Here is a 241-nt window from a genome sequence, read left to right on the forward strand (position 1 = left end):
TCCGGATCAGAGTCAAACTCAATCGTGACGCTGGGATCCGCAAACTGTACGCCGTAGTTGTGTACGACATCGCCCCACACCAACATCGAGTCGTCATCGCTGTTCAGCATGAAGCTGGCATGACCCGGCGTATGCCCATGGGTGTCTTGCGCCACGATGCCCATTAACAGCTCATCACCCTGCTCAAAGGGGCTGAAACGATCTGATTCTTGATAGGGTGCTACGGCGTCTTGCGCCATAG

The 241-nt window shown here is 55.2% G+C and carries 1 pseudogene; it reads right to left on the reverse strand.

Annotated elements, in window-relative coordinates:
• Window positions 1-241, reverse strand: a pseudogene (locus R0J88_RS23005) (MBL fold metallo-hydrolase); the annotation flags it as partial.

It is taken from the genome of Pseudoalteromonas sp. SIMBA_162 (genome assembly GCF_046535955.1).
GTDB classification, from domain to species: Bacteria; Pseudomonadota; Gammaproteobacteria; order Enterobacterales; family Alteromonadaceae; genus Pseudoalteromonas; species Pseudoalteromonas marina.